The organism is Candidatus Methylomirabilota bacterium, from assembly GCA_036005065.1.
Taxonomy (GTDB): domain Bacteria; phylum Methylomirabilota; class Methylomirabilia; order Rokubacteriales; family DASRDR01; genus DASYQW01.
Genome location: DASYQW010000398.1, coordinates 1 through 16,656, shown reverse-complemented (window position 1 = coordinate 16,656; position 16,656 = coordinate 1). Strand labels below are relative to the sequence as shown.

Annotated in this window: 14 protein-coding genes; 6 read left to right on the top strand and 8 right to left on the bottom strand. The window is 70.9% G+C overall.

Translation table 11 applies throughout. The features are described from left to right. On the bottom strand, window positions 1-609 hold a 609-nt coding region (locus VGW35_26515), incomplete at its 3' end, for an ATP-binding cassette domain-containing protein (protein ID HEV8311232.1). Window positions 610-831: 222 nt separating this feature from the next. Here VGW35_26515 and VGW35_26510 point away from each other — a divergent pair. Beyond that, the gene (locus VGW35_26510) at window positions 832-1,605 is read left to right on the top strand and encodes a hypothetical protein (protein HEV8311231.1); all 774 of its coding nucleotides are present in this window, start codon (window positions 832-834) and stop codon (window positions 1,603-1,605) included. 18 nt (window positions 1,606-1,623) lie between these two features. On the opposite strand, the gene VGW35_26505 is transcribed toward VGW35_26510, so the two are convergent. The 7 genes from VGW35_26505 to VGW35_26475 all read right to left on the bottom strand — a co-directional run bounded on the left by VGW35_26505 (window position 1,624) and on the right by VGW35_26475 (window position 10,521). Next, the gene (locus VGW35_26505; GenBank protein ID HEV8311230.1) at window positions 1,624-2,913 is read right to left on the bottom strand and encodes a hydroxyacid-oxoacid transhydrogenase; all 1,290 of its coding nucleotides are present in this window, start codon (window positions 2,911-2,913) and stop codon (window positions 1,624-1,626) included. 101 nt (window positions 2,914-3,014) lie between these two features. Then, window positions 3,015-4,658, bottom strand: a complete 1,644-nt coding sequence (locus tag VGW35_26500; GenBank protein HEV8311229.1) for an ATP-binding protein — start codon at window positions 4,656-4,658, stop codon at window positions 3,015-3,017. Beyond that, the gene (locus tag VGW35_26495) at window positions 4,655-6,637 is read right to left on the bottom strand and encodes an ATP-binding protein (GenBank protein HEV8311228.1); all 1,983 of its coding nucleotides are present in this window, start codon (window positions 6,635-6,637) and stop codon (window positions 4,655-4,657) included. The genes VGW35_26500 and VGW35_26495 overlap by 4 nt, the downstream gene beginning before the upstream one ends. Continuing rightward, window positions 6,634-8,220, bottom strand: a complete 1,587-nt coding sequence (locus VGW35_26490) for an ABC transporter substrate-binding protein (protein ID HEV8311227.1) — start codon at window positions 8,218-8,220, stop codon at window positions 6,634-6,636. Before VGW35_26490 ends, VGW35_26495 begins: the two co-directional genes overlap by 4 nt. A 92-nt stretch (window positions 8,221-8,312) precedes the next feature. Further along, window positions 8,313-8,444: a hypothetical protein gene (locus tag VGW35_26485; GenBank protein ID HEV8311226.1), complete on the bottom strand. Its 132-nt coding sequence runs from the start codon at window positions 8,442-8,444 to the stop codon at window positions 8,313-8,315. A 331-nt stretch (window positions 8,445-8,775) separates the two neighbouring features. Further along, window positions 8,776-10,179, bottom strand: coding sequence for a sigma-54 dependent transcriptional regulator (locus VGW35_26480; protein HEV8311225.1), 1,404 nt, complete (start codon window positions 10,177-10,179; stop codon window positions 8,776-8,778). Window positions 10,180-10,299: 120 nt separating this feature from the next. Then, on the bottom strand, window positions 10,300-10,521 hold the full coding sequence (locus VGW35_26475; protein ID HEV8311224.1) for a hypothetical protein: 222 nt from the start codon (window positions 10,519-10,521) through the stop codon (window positions 10,300-10,302). 289 nt (window positions 10,522-10,810) lie between these two features. Between VGW35_26475 and VGW35_26470 the strand changes: the two genes are divergently transcribed. From VGW35_26470 to VGW35_26450, 5 genes are all read left to right on the top strand, one after another. Further along, window positions 10,811-11,653, top strand: a complete 843-nt coding sequence (locus tag VGW35_26470) for an SDR family NAD(P)-dependent oxidoreductase (protein HEV8311223.1) — start codon at window positions 10,811-10,813, stop codon at window positions 11,651-11,653. Window positions 11,654-11,919: 266 nt separating this feature from the next. After that, window positions 11,920-12,921, top strand: coding sequence for a cytochrome c oxidase subunit II (gene coxB / locus VGW35_26465; GenBank protein HEV8311222.1), 1,002 nt, complete (start codon window positions 11,920-11,922; stop codon window positions 12,919-12,921). A gap of 32 nt (window positions 12,922-12,953) precedes the next feature. Beyond that, entirely contained in the window at window positions 12,954-15,377 is a 2,424-nt protein-coding gene (gene ctaD, locus VGW35_26460) for a cytochrome c oxidase subunit I (GenBank protein HEV8311221.1), read from the top strand. 15 nt (window positions 15,378-15,392) lie between these two features. After that, window positions 15,393-15,758, top strand: coding sequence for a cytochrome C oxidase subunit IV family protein (locus VGW35_26455; protein HEV8311220.1), 366 nt, complete (start codon window positions 15,393-15,395; stop codon window positions 15,756-15,758). Continuing rightward, the gene (locus VGW35_26450; GenBank protein ID HEV8311219.1) at window positions 15,755-16,588 is read left to right on the top strand and encodes a cytochrome c oxidase assembly protein; all 834 of its coding nucleotides are present in this window, start codon (window positions 15,755-15,757) and stop codon (window positions 16,586-16,588) included. The genes VGW35_26455 and VGW35_26450 overlap by 4 nt, the downstream gene beginning before the upstream one ends. Window positions 16,589-16,656 lie beyond the last annotated feature (68 nt).

Below are 16,656 nucleotides of genomic sequence, written 5' to 3'. Positions count from 1 at the left end.
CCAGGCGACCGACTCGGCGTCGAGGTGGTTGGTCGGCTCGTCGAGGAGGAGCATGTCCGGGCGCTCGAGGAGGAGCCGGCCGAGCGCGACCCGGCGCGCCTCGCCGCCCGAGAGGGTGCCGACGTCCTGGTCCCCGGGCGGCACCCGGAGCGCGTCCATGGCGATCTCGACGGTCCGGTCGAGGTCCCAGCCCCCGCACGCCTCGATCGCGTCCTGGAGCCGCGCCTGCTCGCCGAGCAGGCGCACCAGCTCGTCGTCGGCGACCGGCTCACCGAGCCGCGCCGTGACGGCCTCGAACTCCCGGAGCAGCGTCCGCGTGGCGGCCACGCCCTCCTCGATGTTCCCGAGCACGTCCTTCGACGGATCGAGCCGGGGCTCCTGCGGGAGATAGCCGATCCGGATACCCTCGGCCGGCCGGGCCTCCCCGAGGAAGTCGTCGTCCACGCCCGCCATGATGCGGAGGAGCGTCGACTTGCCGGCGCCGTTCGGGCCGAGCACGCCGATCTTCGCTCCCGGGAAGAAGGCCAGGGAGATCCCGCGGAGGATCTCGCGCTTGGGGGGGACCACCTTCCGGAGGTCCCGGGTCGTGAAGATGTACTGGTGCGCCATCGACCCCGCCATCATACACGACCCGCCGGAGCATGACCGAGACGCCCTCGGGTGACGGCGCTGCGGACCGCCCTCCGAGCCGAGACAGCCCGTGTCCCCGGGGTTGCGCCGCGGCTCCCGACCGTCCTACGCTGGGGCCAGCCCGCGAACGAGCCCGACGACAGGCCGGCCGAGGTCACCCGCGCTGCGAGCGGTCCGGGCCCACGAGGGGAGGAGCCGTCGATGCTGCGCAGCGACTTGCAGGCAATGCTCGGCACATGGCACTCGAAACTGCCGACCGCGTGGCGCCCCCGATTCGATGGCATCGAGCTCGACTTCGACGCGGTGGCTCCGTCGCTTCCCGGCGGCGCGATCTGGCCCGCGCACTTCTTCCGCGCGTTCCACGATCTCGATCCCGTCCGAGTGCGCGCCGTCATCTTCGGCAACGATCCCTACACGAGGGTGGAGCAGGCGACCGGACGCGCGTTCGAGCAGGGTGACATCACGGACTGGCAGGCGCAGATCCAGACGGGGCGGGTGACCCCGAGCCTGCGGAGCCTCGTCCAAGCGGCCGTGCTCACGAAGTTCCCCTTGGTGCCGCGGCTCGACATCGTCCCGCGCATCGCGTCGGGCGCGATTACCCTCCCGGCGCCGCCCGATCTCTTCCCGGGTTGGGGGAGGCAGGGCGTGCTCTGGCTGAACCGGACGCTGACGTTTTCGCTCTGGGACGGCGCGGTCCGCGACGCCCACCAGCGACTCTGGGCGCCGTTCACGTCACGGGTGATTCAGATCCTCGTCGGCGAGGCGACCTCGCGCGCGGTCGCCTTCGTATTGTGGGGCAACACGGCGCAGCAGCTCGAGACACCGATCCTCCACGCGCGCGACGCCCTCGGCGCGGGGCAGGTGAGAATCGTGAAGGCGGGCCATCCGGAAGTGGCCGCCGCCTACTTCAGTGCCGGCAACCCGCTCGAGGCCATCAACGCGGCGATTGGACTGCCGGACGTGCGGTGGCTCTGACCTCGATGGATCGGCCGGTCACCAGTACCGCATGGCATCGCGCAGGATGGTCTCCAGCTCGAGGGCCCCGACCGGTCGTGGCGCGCCGGCCAGGAGACGCGGCTGCCGAAGCGTCCCCTCGATGAGCGCCGGCACGTCGGCCTCCGTGTAGCCGATGGCCCCGAGCCCGCTCGGGAGGCCGACATCGCGCATCAGCGCGATCAGGGCCCGGGGCAGCGCCTCGCGCCGCTCGGCGTCGCCGAGCCCGACGACCGGCGCGCCCAGGAGCTCGGCGGCGCGGAGATGCCGCTCGGGCGCCGTCGGGTACGTGAAGCGGAACACGGCGGGCGCCGGGAGGATGACGGACATCCCGTGCGGCACCAGGGGGTGCCCCGTCCGGTAACCAGCCGGCACATAGTCGCGGACGAGCCCGGCGATCGGATAGGCCAGCGCGTGCGGGATGTGGACCCCGGCGTTGCCGAAGCCGATCCCCGCGTAGTTGGCCGCCAGCGCGAGGTGCACGCGCGCCTCCAGGTCGAGGCCGTTCAGCACCGCGCGCCGGAGGTACCGGCCCACGTACTCGATCGCCCTCTCGCACCAGATGTCGCTGGCGGGGTTGGCGCCGATGTAGGCCGGGCGGTCGGGGGGGTGGTGCTTGGGCCGGGCGTCGTAGGGACGGGTCGTGTACGACTCGACGGCGTGGGTCAGGATGTCCGCGCCGGCGGCCGCCGTGACCTCGGGCGGAGCCGAGAGCGTGTTGAGGGGATCCACGACCCCGAGGGCCGGGCGCAGCAGCCGGTGTGATACGCCGGCCTTGACGTCCTGCTCGACGATATGGGCGACCGCGACCGCGGTCGTCTCGCTGCCGGTCCCGGCGGTGGTCGGCACGGCGATCAGCGGTCGGAGGGGCCCGGGGACCGGCACGCCCTTGCCGACCGGCTTGTTGATGTAGTCCAGCAGCGGCGCCGGGTAGCAGGTGAGGAGGTTCACCGCCTTGGCCGTGTCGATGCTGCTGCCCCCGCCCACGGCGACGACCCCGTCGAACTCCTTGGTCCGCGCGTAGTCGGCGGCCTCCTCGATCGAGTGATCGGTCGGCTCGATCTCCACGCTGTCGTACGTGTCGGCCTTGATCCCCTGCTCGCCGAGGAGTCCCGCGATCCGCTCGGGGAGACCCAGCTCGGCGAGGTGGCGGTCGGTGACGATCAGGACCTTGCGGACGCCGAGGCGACGGGCATCGTACCCGATCTCGTCGGTGGCGCCGAGGCCGAACTTGATCGGGGACATCTCCATGACGAACACGGTCTCGGTGGGAAGCGTCACGCCTTTCATGCGGGTCCTCCGCGGATGAGGATCGGCTGGGTACTCGGTTCCCCAAGCCTAGAGGCCCGCGCCTCCGGGGTCAATGCCGCCCGCGGCGGCCAGAGGCGGGGTCAGCCCTGGGTCAACGCGCGGCGGACGGTCGACAGGAACTCCGCGATGGCGAAGGGTTTTTCCAGATAGAGGAGCCCGGTCTCGTCGAGGAAGCGCCGGGTCTCGGCGCTCACCACGTCCCCGGTCACGAAGACGACCCGGCGCGCCAGCGCGGGGCTGACGCCGAGAAGCTCGGCATAGAAGGCCGGACCGTCGAGGTCCGGCATGCGAATGTCGCTCACGATCAGGGTATAGGGCCGGGAGCCGACGCGGACGAGCGCCTCGCGGCCGTTGGTGGCCCGGTCGACCTGGTGCCCCTCGAGGGCCAGGACGTCCGCCAGCATGTCGCCCACCAGCGGCTCATCCTCGACCAGCAGGACGCGCACGCCGCCGATCGGCGCCACCTCGGCGTCGCCCCGGGCCGCCGCCTCGTGGCCCGGCGTCTGGTGGCAGACGGGGAGCTCCACCGTGAACTCGGCACCCATCTCCGGCCCGCTGGCGGCGCGGATGCGGCCGTCGTGGCTCTCGACGATGTGGCGGCAGATCGCCAGGCCGAGGCCGGTGCCCTTCCCCTCGCCCTTGGTCGTGAAGAACGGCTCGAACAGGCGCGGCAGGTGTTCCGGCCGGATCCCGGGACCGTCGTCCGTGATGGTGACGACGACCCGGTCGCCCTCGCGGTCCAGATCGGTCGCGACGGTCAGCGTGCCGCCTCCGTGCGTCTCGTCCATCGCCTGGGTCGCGTTGAGGACCAGGTTCGTGAAGACCTGCTGGAGCTGATCCGGGTCACCCAGGATCGGGGGAAGGCTCTCCCGGAATCGCCGGACGACCCGCACCTCGGCGTTCTTGAAGTCGTAGGCCCCGAGCTCCAGGGTGCTGGCCAGGAGCTCGGTGAGATCGACCGGGCGCCGCTGGGTCGGCCGCTTGCGGGCGAGGGCCAGGAGCGTGCGTACGATCTTGACCGCGCGCTGGGCCTGGTCGGACACGCGCGCGAGCCGCTCGGATACCCGGGAGTCGATCGGCTCCTGCCGGATGAGATCGAGCGTCCCCATGACGACCGCCAGGGGGTTGTTCAGCTCGTGGGCGACCCCGGCCAGCATCCGCCCCACCGTCGAGAGCCGGTCGGCGTGGAGGAGCTCCTCGACGAGCCGGGCGCGCTCCACCGCGAGGGCCGCCTGCCCGGCCAGGGTTCGCAAGAGCGTCTCGTCGAGCTGCGAGAACCGTCGGGGCGTCCCGGCCGCCGCCAGCAGAGCCCCCACGCGGCGGCCGCGCGCCTGGAGCGGCGCGGCGAGGCCGGACCGCACGCCGGCCAGCACCGAGGCGAGCGCCCGGGCCTCGCTGAGCGCGTCCGGGTCGAGCTGGACCGAGGCACCACCGGACAGGACCCGGCCGAGAAGCCCGGTGTCGGCTGGAAAGCTGAGCCCCCGGAGCTCCCGCGACTCGAAGCCGGTCCACGCGCGCGGAACCAGGCGCTCGCCTTCCACCAGCAGCACCAGGTTCCACTCGGTCCCGAAGAGCTCCTCGGCGCCCCGGGCGATCTCCCCGAGGATCTCCTCCAGGGCGAGGCTCGAACCGGCGACCTCCACGATCCGGGCGAGGACCGCGATCTCGTCGCGCTCGTCCCCGAGCGTCCGGGCCGAAGCGCCAGCCGACACCCTGCGGATCACGGGGAAAGCCTCGGAAGATCGAACGGCTCCCGTCCTTCGCCCCCGCGCTCGGCGGGACGGCCGACCGTGATCGGGAGCAGTACGGTGAACGTCGTGCCGGCCCCGGGATGGCTCCGGAACGTCACCGTGCCCCCATGGTCCTCCACGATCTTGTGCACGATGGCCAGCCCCAGCCCGGTGCCGGTCGCCTTGGTGGTGAAGAAGGGGTTGAAGACCTGCGGGATCTCGGCGGCCGGGATCCCGGCTCCCGTATCCTGGATGTCGATCCGGACTCGGCGGTCGGGCGTCCACCCGCCGGACGATCCCAGCAGGTCGGCGCCACCGCTCCCGCTGGTCCGGAGCGTGAGCGTGCCCCCCTCGCCCATCGCGTCGAGCGCATTGGCGACGAGGTTGACCAGCGCCTGATAGAGATGCTCCCGATCGGCCTGGATTACCCGCAGGGCGGGCGCGTACTCGCGGGCCACGGTGATCTGCTTCGTCTCGACCTGGTTGGCGTAGAGCTCCAGCACTTCCTCGAGAAGCTCGACGAGGTCGACCGGCTTCAGGCTCAGCCGGGTCGGATGGGCAAGCCGGAGCAGGCCTTCGACGATCCCGTTGATCCGCTCGAGCTCCCGAGGCACCACGCTCTGGAAGCGCTGCCGGAAGCGCTCGTCGCCGAATCGGCGGGTGAGATGGCGGCTGAAGGTCAGGAGCGACGTGAGCGGGTTCTTGATCTCGTGGGCCAGACCGGCGGCGAGGGTCCCCAGCGCCGCCAGACGGTCCGAGCGGCGGAGCTGCTCCTCGAGCTGACGCACGGTGGTGAGATCGCGCAGGACCGCGACGACGCCGAGGTCCTGACCGCCAGCGCCCTTCAGCGGCGTGCTGGTCATCTCCACCGGGATGGCCGGGGTGTTCCGCCGGGCCACGGTCCCCGAGACCAGCGCGCCTCCGGCCCGCGTGGACACGGTCTCGCGGAGGAGCGCCACCAGCTCGGGGATGTGAGCGAAGGCGTCGGCGGCGGGGCAGCCGCGGACCTCCGCCAGCCGGCAGCCGGTGAGCGACTCGGCGGTGGAGTTCAGGGTGACGACGCACCCTTGGAGGTCGACGGTGACGATGCCGCTCGGGAGCGAGCCCAGGATGTCGTCGGTGTAGCTCTTGAGGTCGGAGAGCTCCGCGAAGCGGCGCCCCAGCTCGGCGTGGGCAGCTTCCAGCGCCGCCCGTTGCTGGAGGAGCTGGCTGGCCATGTGGTTGAAAGCGACGGCCAGACGGCCGATCTCGTCGGAGGTGACCGGCTCGATCCGCTGGGCCAGCTCCCCCCGGGAGATGGCGGCGGCCCCGTCGGCCAGCTGGCGGACCGGCCGGGCGATCCGCCGCGCCACCAGCGCGGAGGCGACGCCGCCGCCCAGGAGGATGACCGCGGCCAGGAGGGCGAGCTCACGGCGGGTCTTGGCGATCTCCGCTTCCATCCGCCGCCGGGAGAGGCCCACCCGGACGGTCCCCCATTTCTGGCCCTGAACATCCACGGGGATGGCGAAGTCGTAGACCACCTGCCGCGCCACCGTCGCCTCCTGGACGACGGGATTCTTCGCCGCCGCCGCGCGCGTCGAGACCGGATCGGTCAGGACGGTACCGACCAGGCCGGGATCCTCGCTGTGCGCGGCGACTTTCCCCTCCGGGTCGAGGATGATGGCGTACGCGACGTCGGCCTCTTCGTCCAGCCGCACCACGTTCTGCTCGAGCGCCGTGAAGTTGTAGAGCAGCAGCGGACCGGAGGAGATCGCCGCCAGGTTCTGGGCCAGGACCAGGCCCCGGCGCTGCACCTCGTCCACGATCGCCGCCCGCTGGCGGTGCTCGACGATGACGATGAGCGCCGCCATGACGAGGCCGATCACCAGCACCGCGCCCAGGAGGAACTTCGCCTGGAGCGACGCGAAGCGCCGGCGCAGACTGCCGGGGCTCGCGGCGCCGCCACCGGGGGTCACGGACTCACCGGAGCTCATCGCGGACGCTCGAGCCAGATCTTCCGGAGGGGGATGTAAGGATCCCCCAGGCCGTTGACCTCGACGCTCTTGACGTAGGGCTGGAAGAGCCGCTCGTAGGTGTAGTGCCAGACCGGGAGGATCGGGGCATCGTCCAGGATGAGCTCCTCGGCTTGCCGGTAGAGCTCCACCCGACGCCCCAGGTCCTCCTCCCGCCGGGCCCCGAGCAGGAGGCTGTCGACCGCCGGGTTTGCGTAGCCCATGTAGTTGCGCGGGCTCCGGGAGTAGAAGAGCTTGAAGAGGAAATTGTCGGGATCGGGCACGTCGGCGTACCACGCGCGCAGGAAGACGGGGAATTTCCGCTCGGCCATCATCTTCGAGAACGCCGGCCAGTCGGTGAGGTAGTGGAACTCCGCCCGGACGCCCACCGCCTCCAGGTCCCGCCGGATCCGGTCGTGCTCGCGGAGAGCTTCGTCGAACTTCACGCTGGACCAGAAGGCGACCGGCGGCAGCCCCCGTCCCCCGGGGTATCCGGCCTCGGCCAGAAGCTCGCGCGCCCGCTCGGGATCATGAGGATGGCCTCGAAGCTTGGGGTTGTAGCCGAGCGTTCCGGGGGGAAGGATCCCGCGGGCCAGTGCGTGACGGCCGAGGAAGATCTCGGCGATCAGTCCCTCGCGATCGATGGCATGGATGAGCGCCTGCCGGACCCGCCGATCGTCCAGGGGCTTGACCCGGGTGTTGAACCCGTAGTGCCGCAGATTGAACATGGGCCGCTTGACGTAGAGATACCGCTGGCTGGCGATGATCTGCCGGTAGTCCTGGGACGGAACCGGCGCGTCCTCCAGACTCCCGCTCCGGAACTCCTGATACATGACGTCGGCTTGCTCCCCGGGGAAGATGCGGTACACGACGCGCGCGAGGCGGGGCGGCCCGTCGAAGTAGTCGGCGTTCGCGGCGAGCACGATCTCCCGGCCTCGCTCCCAGCGGACAAACTTGAACGGCCCGGTGCCGGTGGGCTGGGTGCCGAAGGCCTCACCCTGCTGCTCGGCCAGGTCCCGGGGCAGGATCTTGGCCTGACCGACCGCGAGCAGCGAGACGAAGGGCACGGTGGCTTCGGTCAGGGTCACCTGGACCGTGTGGGGGTCGAGCACGGTCAGCCCCGCGATCTCCTTGGCCTTGCCGCTGCGGAACTCCTGGGCTCCCCGGATCGTCAGGAAGAGGTCGGCCGCGCCGGACTTCGTCCTGGCGTCGAGCAGCCGCGTCAACGAGTAGACCACGTCGTCGGCCATGACCTCGCGGCCGTGGTGGAACTTCACACCCTTGCGGAGCGTGAAGGTCCAGACGAGCCCGTCCCGGGTGGCCTTCCAGAGCTGGGCCAGGGCCGGACGGATGGTGAGGGTCTGATCGAACTGGACCAGGCCGTCGAAGATCTGCTGGGCGACCGAGCGACCGTACACGTCGGTGATGCGGGCCGGATCGAGCGTGGCCGGATCGTTCCCGAGAGGGCGGCGGTACGCTCCGCTGTCCGGCGGCCGCCCGGTCTCCGCCGCACTCTCCTGCCCGCCGGTCGGCGCGTCGGCCAGCCCGAGCAGGGCAAGGAGCAACGCCAGGACGAGCCGGGGGGCCCGTGGGGCCCCCCTTCCCGTTCCCGCCCGGCCAGGTCGAGACCTCGACATCCGGGTCTGGATCGCCCCGGCTACCAGCCGCCGTCGTCGGCGTTGCCGACGGCCTGGAAGAGCTGCACCGAGCTGGATGACCCCGACTCGATCACGGGTGCCACGAGCAGGAACGACGCCAGCACCACGAGAATCGCCACCAGCTTCGCCATGTCTCGTCTCCTCTCGCGTCTCGTCGATGACCCACCGGATCGATCCCCTCACCATGAGGAGACCGGATTCCGGGGAGGCAGAGAAAGCAACAACGAGGCCACGAGGGCGGCGAGCGGGTCCGATCCACGCTAAGTACCCTTGGTCGTTGGTCCGACCGGCTCCTCCTGAGCCGGCCCTTCGGTCGGCGCGCGGAGAGGCGGCGCACAGTGACCGGGCGTCGGTCGCGGGTCGCGGCGGGGGGATCGGGGCGTGAACCCCTTTATCGGTCACACGTTGCGGAGCACTGCACAGTGCACTGTGCAAGGTGCACTGCCCACAGTGCAGCGAGGGTCACGTGTCCGGGGCCAACCCCCGGATCCCCCACGCCTCGAGCTTCGCCTTCAGCGAGTTCCGGTGCATGCCGAGCAGTCGGGCGGCCTGGCTTCGGTTCCACTGAACCCGCTCGAGGACCTGCAGGACCAGTTGGCGCTCGAACTGCTCGCGTGCCTCCTTGAGCGGAAGCTCCTCGAACCCGCCGCGCCCGCGCGGGTCCGGCAGCAGGAGGTCCAGCGGTAGGTCCTTCGCCTCGATGATGGGGCCGTCGACCAGGGCGACGGAGCGCTCCATGATGTTCTGGAGCTCGCGCACGTTGCCGGGCCACGAGTAGGCCTGGAGGAGCTCCAGCGCGCTCGGCGAGACCCCGGCGATGCGCTTGCCGAACTGCTGGTTGTACTTGCGGACGAAGTGATCGACGAGCAGAGGGATGTCTTCTCGGCGCTCACGGAGCGGGGGCACCACGATCTGGACGACATTCAGCCGGTAGTAGAGATCCTCCCGCAGCGTCCCGGCCTGGATGGCCTTCCGGAGATCGGCGTTGGTGGCGGCGACGACTCGCACGTCGATCTTGATGCGCCGCGTCCCCCCGACCCGCTCGATCTCGCGCTCCTGGAGGACCCGGAGGATCTTGGCCTGCAGGTCCACCCGCAGGGTCGCGATCTCGTCGAGGAAGAGGGTGCCGCCGTGGGCCAGCTCGAACTTGCCCAGCTTCTTCTGGAAGGCGCCGGTGAAGGCCCCGCGCTCGTGCCCGAAGAGCTCGGATTCGAGCAGGCCCTCGGAGATCGCCGCCACGTTGACCGGAACGAAGGGCCCGTCGCGAGCCGGCCCCTGATGGTGGATGGCTCGGGCGATGAGCTCCTTCCCGGTGCCGCTCTCGCCGACGATCAGCACCGTGACGGGCGCTCGCGCCACCGACTCGATGAGTTGGTAGAGCCGCTGCATGTGCGGATGACGGCCGATGAGCTCATCGAAGTCGCGCTGGCGAGCCAGCTCGGACCGGAGGTACTCGACCTCTCGATCGAGCGCCCGCTTTTCCAGGGCCCGGCGCACCAGCGGGAGGATCTCCTCCTCCTCGAAGGGCTTCGTCACGTAATCGAAGGCGCCGAGCTTCATCGCGGCCACGGCCGTCCGCACGGTCTGCACCGCGGTGACCAGGATGACCTCGACCTTGTCGTCGAAGCTCTTGATCTGCTCCAGCACCTCGATGCCGTCGAGGCCGGGCAGGCGGATGTCGAGGAGCACCAGGTCCACCTGGGTGGTGCGGACCATCTCGACGGCCTCGAGACCGTCGGCCGCTTCCAGGACCTCGTAGTCGTCTTCCAGGATCAGCCGGAAAGAGTCGCGAAGCCCGGGGTCGTCGTCCACGACCAGGACGACCGGCCGGACGCGGCGCTCGGCGTCGGGCGAGCTCGTGATCATCGCTCGGTCACGGCTCGGGAGGGGCCGTGTGGGCGGACTCTATGCCGGACGTCCGAGGCCTGTCAAGGGCACGTTTGTGGCCGGTTCGGCGCGGCACGCGGGCCAGAGCCGGCCACGGGCTCAGGACGAGCCGGGCCGGGGCGGGACGTCGGGACCGCGCCGTCCCCGGCGACACCACACGGCGAGACCGCCGAGAATGCCGGCCCCGAGCACCCACCACTTGCGGGCGCGCAGCGCCCGCTCGAGGAAGGGGTACCGGCCATGGGCCTCCCGCCGTCCCCGGAGAGCGAGCGCGGTCAGGCCCGGGTCGAGCGTCGCGCGGCGATCGTCGTAGGGTTCCATGAAAGCGGTGGCCGGCGCCGATGCCTATGTTCGCACGAATCCGGGAGGCGCGAAACCCGTCCCCACCACTAGGTCATTTCGGGGGGGTCTCGGAAGACCCCCCCGAGGCCCCCCCGTCGTGGCGGCGGCGAAGCCGCCGCTCGGAGCACTCCTCGAAGCACCACGCGCTCGGTGGCCGGCGCCGGGTTACTCCGACACACTCCCAGGGCGACGCGGTATCATCCGGACGCGGGCGAAGCGCAGCCCCGACGAGCTCGGAGGTCGGGCGGACTCGAGAAAGGGCACGGCGATGGCGAAGCTCCAGGGCAAGGTCGCGCTGGTGACCGGGAGTGGCGGCGAGCATGGCTTCGGGCGCGCGATCGCGCGCCGGCTGGCGGCGGATGGCGCCGATCTGGTGCTCACCGACGTCGCCCCCGCCGGGACGCGGGTGGTGGCGACCAAGCCCGCCACCGGCTGGGCGGGGCTGGACGCGGTGGCCGCCGAGGCGCGGGCGGCCGGGCGCCGCGCGGTCACCGCCCTGGTGGACGTGCGGTCCGCGACCCAGATCACGGCCGCCGTCGAGCTGGCCCTCGCGCGACTCGGCCGCATCGACATCCTGGTCAACAACGCGGCCGCTCCGCCGGGGGCCGACCGCGTCCCGGTTGCCGAGCTGCCCGAGGAGGCCTGGGATCTCGTGCTGGACGTCAACCTGAAGGGTAGCTACCTCTGCGCCAAGGCGGTGGCGGGAGCGATGCTGCGACTCGGCATCCGCGGGCGCATCATCAACATGTCGTCCAACTGCGGCAAGCTCGGCTATGCGCGGCTGGCCGCGTACTGCGCCTCCAAGTTCGGCCTCATCGGTCTCACTCAGGCTCTGGCGCTGGAACTGGCCCCGGCCGGGATCACGGTCAACGCCATCTGTCCGGGGTCGGCCGACACCGACCGGCTGGACTATCTCGGACGGCGACCCGATGGAAGCTACGACCCGGCCCTCCGCGAGGAGGAGGTCGAGCGCCGAGCCGCGACGATCCCGCTCGGGCGCGTGGCCTCCGCCGAGGACGTGGCGGAGGTCGCGGCCTTCCTCGCCTCCGACGCCGCGGGCTACATCACGGGGCAGGCGATCAATGTGGCGGGCGGCGCCATCATGCACTAACTAAGAATCGGAGGGGGTGTCGGAACACCCCTTCCGAGGCCTCCCCCGAGGATCGTTGCGGCGGCACAGCCGCCGCTCGGAGCTGACCATCGCGGGGCGGGGGGCGAGGCTGAGCGGGAGGGCCCTACCACGCGCGTTCTCCCCACAGGCCTGCGCGAGGGGCCAGGCGTTTGCCTTTTCCGGGCTGATCTGGGAACATTGGCGGCGTGATCCGGGGTGGCCACCGTGACCCTGGACGTCTCCGGCTCGCCCCCGGCGGTGGTCGAGTGCCCGGGCGGCGCGCGCTCCCGATCCTGCTCTTGCTCTCCCTCGCCCTGCTGGAGGGCTGTGGGCTCTCCTCCCCGATGACGACCCTCGACCCCCGGTCGGACTTCGGCCGGCTCAGCCATTCGATCTTTCTGCAAGTCCTGTGGTGGGACGTCGCGATCTTCGCCGTCGTCGCGATCGCCCTGCTGGTCGCCGTCGCGCGCTTTCGCGAGCGTGAGCCCGGGACGCTCCCGCCCCAGGTTCGCGGGAATGCGCGGCTCGAGCTGGCCTGGACACTCGGGCCGATCATCGTGTTGACCTTCATCGCGTTCCCGACCGTGCAGGCGGTGTTCCGGACGCAGGCCGCGCCCACCCCGGAGGCCCTGCGGGTCCGCGTCGTCGGGCATCAGTGGTGGTGGGAGTTCGAGTACTCGGACCTCGGCGTCGTGACAGCCAGTGATCTCCATCTCCCCGCCGGCCAGGCGGTCGTCCTCGAGCTCACCTCGCCCGACGTAATCCACAGCTTCTGGGTGCCGCAGCTCGGGGGCAAGCGGGACGCTCCACCGGGTCAGACCAACCGCATCCTGCTCACGGCGACCACCCCCGGCGAGTACCCGGGGCAATGCGCGGAGTTCTGCGGGATGTCCCACGCCAACATGCGCCACGTCGCCGTCGTCCAGCCGGCGGCGGATTTCCGGGCGTGGGTGGAGCGCCAGAAGGCGCCGCCAGCCGATTCGGCCGAGGGCAGCCCGGCCGCCAAGGGCCGCGAGGTCTTCGTCACCCACGCCTGCGTCGGGTGCCACACGATTCAGGGCGTGTCGGGCGGGGCCCTGGGGCCGAACCTGAGCCACTTCGGCTCCCGGCGGACGATCGCCGGCGGCATGCTGCCCAACACCGCGGAGAACCTCGCCCGCTGGCTCAAGCGCCCGCCCGCGATCAAGCCGGGCTCGCTGATGCCGGACCTCGGGCTCGACGACGGCGAGGTGGCGGCCCTGGTCGCCTTCCTCACAAGCCTGAAGTAACGGTGCCGAGAGCCATCGCGTCCCGGTAACCCGTGGCGATCACCCACGCCGTCGATCGTCCGGCCGTGCACGTCGAGCCGCGCGGGCTCGCCGCGTGGCTGACGACCGTCGACCACAAGCGGATCGGCATCCTCTACGGCGTGACGGCCTTCGCCTTCTTCCTCGTCGGCGGGCTGGAGGCGCTCCTCATCCGGCTCCAGCTCGCCCGCCCCGACGCGCGGGTGCTGGAGGCGGAGACCTTCAACCAGCTCTTCACGATGCACGGCACCACCATGGTCTTCCTGGCCCTGATGCCGCTGTCGGCGGCCTTCTTCAACTACCTCACGCCGCTCATGATCGGCGCGCGCGACGTCGCCTTCCCCCGGCTCAACGCCTTCTCGTACTGGGCCTTCCTCCTGGGCGGTCTGTTCATCAACTCGAGCTTCCTGGCCGGGGCGGCTCCCCACGCGGGCTGGTTCGGGTACGCGACGCTGACCGAGAAGCCGTTCTCGGTCGGTCCCCACACCGACTTCTGGCTCCTGGGCCTCCTCTTCCTGGGCGTCTCGTCGGTGGTCTCCGCGCTGAACTTCGTGGTGACCATCCTCAACCTGCGCGCTCCGGGGCTGACGTTCCTGCGCCTGCCGCTGTTCGTGTGGACCACCCTGGTCACCGCCGTCCTCATCCTCCTGGCCTTTCCCCCGATCACCGTGGCCCTCATCCTGCTCCTGTTCGACCGGTTCTTCGGGACCTCCTTCTACCTCCCGGCCGGCGGCGGCTCGCCGATCCTGTGGCAGCACCTCTTCTGGATCTTCGGACACCCCGAGGTGTACATCCTCATCCTGCCGGCCATGGGCATCGTCTCCGAGGTGCTGCCGACGTTCGCCCGAAAGCCCCTCTTCGGCTACGCGGCGATGGTCTACGCCACCGTGCTCATCGGCTTTTTCGGGTTCGGCGTGTGGGCCCATCACATGTTCGCGGTCGGCATGGGCCCGATCGCGGACTCGGCCTTCGGGCTGTCGACGATGATCATCGCGGTGCCCACCGGGATCAAGATCTTCAACTGGCTGGCCACGCTGTGGGGCGGGGCCCTCCGGTTCCGGACGCCGCTCTATTTCGGGGTCGGCTTCATCGCGATGTTCACGATCGGCGGGCTCTCGGGGGTCATGCACGCCTCGCCGCCGATCGACCTCCAGCAGACCGATTCCTATTTCGTGGTGGCCCACCTTCACTACGTGCTCTTCGGCGGCACCCTGCTCGGGCTGTTCGCCGGCATCTACTACTGGTGGCCGAAGATGACGGGCCGGCTCCTGGACGAGCGGCTCGGCCGCCTCCACTTCTGGCTCATGCTGGTCAGCATGAACCTGACCTTTTTCCCCATGCACTTCCTGGGCCTCATGGGCATGCCGCGGCGGATCTACACGTACGCGCCGGGGCTCGGCTGGGAGCTCTGGAACCTGGTGGCCACCATCGGCAGTGCCGGGATCGGCCTGTCGCTGCTCGTGTTCATCGCCAACGCGATCCGGAGCCTGGCCCGTGGCCCGGTGGCGGCCGCGGACCCGTGGGACGGCCGGACGCTGGAGTGGGCCATCCCGTCCCCGCCCCCGCCCTACAACTTCGCGACCGTCCCGACGGTCCTCCGGCGGGACGCCCTGTGGCTCACGAAGCATCCCGATCCACGCGGCCGCGGCCTGGCCGACCCGGCGGCGCTCGTCACGGCGCGGGAGCCGATCCATATGCCGCCGCCGTCGGTGTGGCCGATCCTGACGGCCCTGGCCATGCTGGTCATGTCGGCCGGCGCCCTTCTGCACATCGGCCTCGTGGTGGTGGGCGGCCTGCTGACGGTGGCGGGGGCCTTCGCGATCGCCCTCGAGCACTTGCCGTCCCGCGCGGAGCCGGCCGGCCACCACGAGGCGAACATCGGGATCACCGGGCTCGATCACCGCAAGATGGGGATGTGGGGGTTCCTGGGCTCGGAGTGCCTCTTCTTCGGAACCCTCATCTCGACTTACCTCGTCTACAAGGGCCGGAGCCTGAGCGGCCCGACGTCGCAGGAGATCCTCAACATCCCGCTGACCTCGGTCAGCACGTTCGATCTCCTGATGTCGAGCCTGACGATGGTGCTCGCGGTGTCGGCGATCCAGCGCGGCGACCTCGGCGCCACCCGCCGCTGGCTCTCGGCCACCGCGATGCTCGGGCTGGTGTTCCTGGGCTTCCAGGCGGTCGAGTTCACGTCCTTCCTGCACGAGGGGCTCGGGCTCACCACGAACCTCTTCGGCTCGACGTTCTATGTCCTGGTCGGCTTCCACGGCGCTCACGTGAGCCTCGGCGTCCTGTGGCTCTGCACCCTGTGGTATCTGGCCGGCCGCGGCCGGATCGGGCCGTCCCACGCGGTGCTGGTGGACATCGCCGGCCTCTACTGGCACTTCGTGGACGTCGTCTGGATCGCCATCTTCACGCTCATCTACCTGATTCAGTAGACCGGAGGCCAGCCCGTGAGCACGCCCCCTTCGGCATTCCACCAGGTCGATGCCGCCCAGGCGGCCGGTGCCGAGCACCCGCCGGCCGGACCCCGCACCTACCTCGCGATCGCCGCCTTCCTCGTGCTGCTCACGATCATGGAGGTGGCCGTCTTCTACATCCACGCGCTGGCGCCGGTCCTCGTGCCCGTCCTCATCTTCCTGTCCCTGGCCAAGTTCGCGCTGGTGGCCATGTTCTACATGCATCTGCGGTTCGATCACGTCTGGTTCTCCTACCTCTTCGTCGCGCCGCTGGTGATCGCCGCCGGCCTGGCGCTGGTGCTCCTCTGGCTCTTCGGCCACTTCGGCACCACCGGGTTCCGTCCGGGGAGCGGCGGATGAGCCTCTGGCACTGGCATCCCAGCGTGGCGCTGGGCCTGGCCGGCCTGCTGGCCGCCTATCTCACCGCCGCCCGCTCGCTCGGGCGGCGAGGCCGGCGGGCCGGCGCCGATCACGCCCGGGCCGCCAGTCCCGCGCAGACCATGGCGTTCGTCAGCGGCCTGGCGGCCCTGGCGGCCGTGCTCCTCGGACCCGTGGCCGAGTGGGCCGAGCACGTCGCCCTCAGCGCCCACATGACCCAGCACCTCGTGCTCACCCTGGTGGTCCCGCCGCTCTGGCTCGCCGGCCTGCCGGGCGCATTCTTCCGCCCCCTGGCCCGGGTCCGGGTCGGGTGGCGGGTCGGCTTCGCGCTGACCCGCCCGGCGATGGCGCTCGCGCTCGCCTCGGCCACGCTCGTCGCCTGGCATCTGCCGGTCCTGTTCGAGGCGGCGCTGCGCCGGGAGGCGCTCCACATTCTCGAGCACGGGACGCTACTGGCGACCGCGTTGCTCCTCTGGTGGCCGGTGCTCGGTCCACTCCCTGATTGGCCCCGGCCGGCGCCGGCGGCGCAACTCCTCTACCTCTTTCTCTGCACGGTGCCGATGATGGCGGTCGCCTCGCCCATCACGCTGGCCGATCACGTGCTGTACCCGTTCTACGGGGAGACGGCGCGTCCCTGGCCACTGTCGCCCCGGACGGATCAGGAGCTGGCCGGGATCGTGATGTGGATCGGCGGGACGCTCACCTACGCGGTCGCCGGGACGATCGTCTTCTTCCGGTGGGCGGCCCGTGAGGAACCCGCCGAGCGGGAGGCGGCGGCGCTCCCCGCGAGCCCTAGGAGCGTGTCGGAGTAACCCGGCAGCTCGCCCTGAGCTCGCGATGCGTCGAGCAGCGCTCCGAGCGGCGGCTGTGCCGCCGCAAC